The organism is Thalassococcus profundi, assembly GCF_003344785.1.
GTDB classification, from domain to species: Bacteria; Pseudomonadota; Alphaproteobacteria; order Rhodobacterales; family Rhodobacteraceae; genus Puniceibacterium; species Puniceibacterium profundi.
This window is the reverse complement of sequence record NZ_QPMK01000038.1, coordinates 1-2093: the sequence shown is the minus strand read 5'-3', so window position 1 is coordinate 2093 and position 2093 is coordinate 1. Positions and strand designations below refer to the sequence as shown.

Annotated in this window: 2 protein-coding genes; both read left to right on the top strand. The window is 71.1% G+C overall.

What is annotated here, in order from left to right; genetic code table 11:
* On the top strand, positions 1-556 hold a 556-nt coding region (locus DU478_RS22410), incomplete at its 5' end, for an efflux RND transporter periplasmic adaptor subunit (RefSeq protein ID WP_233501559.1).
* A 2-nt stretch (positions 557-558) separates the two neighbouring features.
* Positions 559-2093, top strand: a 1535-nt coding sequence (locus DU478_RS22405) for a PqqD family peptide modification chaperone (protein ID WP_114513063.1), incomplete at its 3' end; no start/stop codon positions are given.

Genomic DNA, 2093 nt, shown 5'->3' with positions numbered 1-2093 from the left:
CGCCGAGGCGCGCCAGGCCCTCCGCGTGGCTCTGGCCGAGGGCGACCGCGCCGCCGCCGCCGTGGCCGATGCCGACCTGGACGAGGCCCGCGCCTCTGCCGACCTGACCGCGGCGCGGCTGGCGCGGCTCACCATCACCGCGCCGATGGACGGGCTGATCGTCTCGGGCGACCTGAGCCAGCGCATCGGCGCGCCGGTCAGCCGTGGCGAGACCCTGTTCGAGGTGGCCCGGCAGGACGGCTGGCGGCTGCGCATCGACGTCAGCGAATACGACCTCGGGCTGGTGCAGCCGGGCCAGACCGGGAAGGCGGTGCTGGCGGGCCTGCCGGACGATCCGGTGCCCTTTGAGGTGCGGACCATCGCCAGCGTCTCGGACCCCGGCGAGGGCGAGAACCGCTTTCGGGTCGAGGCGCGGGTCACCGATCCGCCCGCCGGGTTGCGCCCGGGCCTGCAAGGCGTGGCCAAGATCACCGCGGGCGAAACCTCGCTGGCGCGATCCTGGCTGCGTGGCACCCTCGTGCGGCTGAAACTGCTGCTCTGGCGCTGGGTGCCCTGAGCATGAGCGACACGCACCGATCCGCCGAATGGTATCGCATCAGCGCCGCGCGCCCGCGCCTGCGCCGCGATGTGCGGGTGATCCGGCATGTCTACCTTGGCCAGCCCTGGTATGTGCTGGCCGACCGCACCGGCACCAAGGTGCACCGCCTCACCCCGGCGGCGCAGGAGGTGGCCGGGCGGCTCGACGGGCGGCGCAGCATCGAGGAGATCTGGACCGACCTCACCGACCGTCTGGCCGAGGATGCGCCGACCCAGGACGAGATCGTGCGCCTGCTGTCGCAGCTGCACCAGTCCGACCTGCTGGACAATGCCGACACGCCGGTTCTCGACGACCTGCTGGAGCGGCGCGACAAGGACCGTCTGCAGAAGTGGAAGAAACTGCTGCTGAACCCGCTCTCGGTCACCGTGCCGCTGGTCGATCCCGACCGCGTGCTGATCGCGCTGGCGCGGATCATGGGCGTGGTGCCGCGGGCTCTTTGGTGGCTGACGGCGCTGGCCATCGTCGCCACCGCGCTGGCGCTGCTGCCGCTGCACTGGCCGGCGCTGACGGCGCGCGGACTCGAAGGTTTTCTCGACCTCGAGAACCTGGCGCTGATCGCGCTGATCTACCCGGTGGTGAAGGCGATCCACGAACTGGGCCACGGCATCGCCGTCCGCAGCCGCGGCGGCGAGGTGCACGAGATGGGGCTGATGTTCATCGCCTTCTACCCCATTCCTTACGTCGAAGCCTCGGCGTCGCTGGCCTTTCCCAACAAGTGGGACCGCGCCGCCGTCGCCGCCGCCGGGGTGATCGTCGAGTTGGTCATCGCGTCGCTGGCGTTCTTCCTCTGGATCGGGGCCGAGCCGGGTACGGTGCGTACCATCCTCTTCAACACCATGGTGATCTCGGGCCTGTCGACGCTGGCGGTCAACGGCAACCCGCTGCTGAAATTCGACGGATACCATGCGCTCTGCGATGCGATCGAGATCCCCAACATGGCCAAGCGCGGCAACGACTGGTGGGGCGAGATGGTGCGCGTCCACATCCTGGGCACCGGTGAGCGCCGACGCACGCGCATGCAGACCGTGGCGTGGGAAAGGCTCTGGTTCGCGCTCTACCCGCCGGCGGCCTTTGCCTACCGGATCTTCATCTCGGTCACCATCGCGCTTTTCGTCGCTACGACTTACCGGCTGGCGGGCGTCCTGCTGGCGCTCTGGTCGGTGTCGCTGATGCTGGTCTGGCCGACGCTCAAGACCGCGCACAAGGGGCTGACCGATCCACGCATCCAGCGTGTCGGGCAGCGCGCCGTGCTCGGGGCGGCGGGGGCGGCGGGGGCGCTGGCCGTGCTGCTGTTCCTGGTGCCGCTGCCGCATTTCGCGGTGGTGCAGGGCGTCGTCTGGCTGCCCGAAGAGGCGCTGCTGCGCGCGCCGCAGGCCGGGCGGATCGCGGCGCAGCATGCGGAGCAGGGTGCGGCGGTGGCCCCGGGCACGCCGCTTTTCACCGTCTCGGCACCCGAACTCGCGGCCGAGGCGCGGGTGCGCGCCGCGCGGCTGGC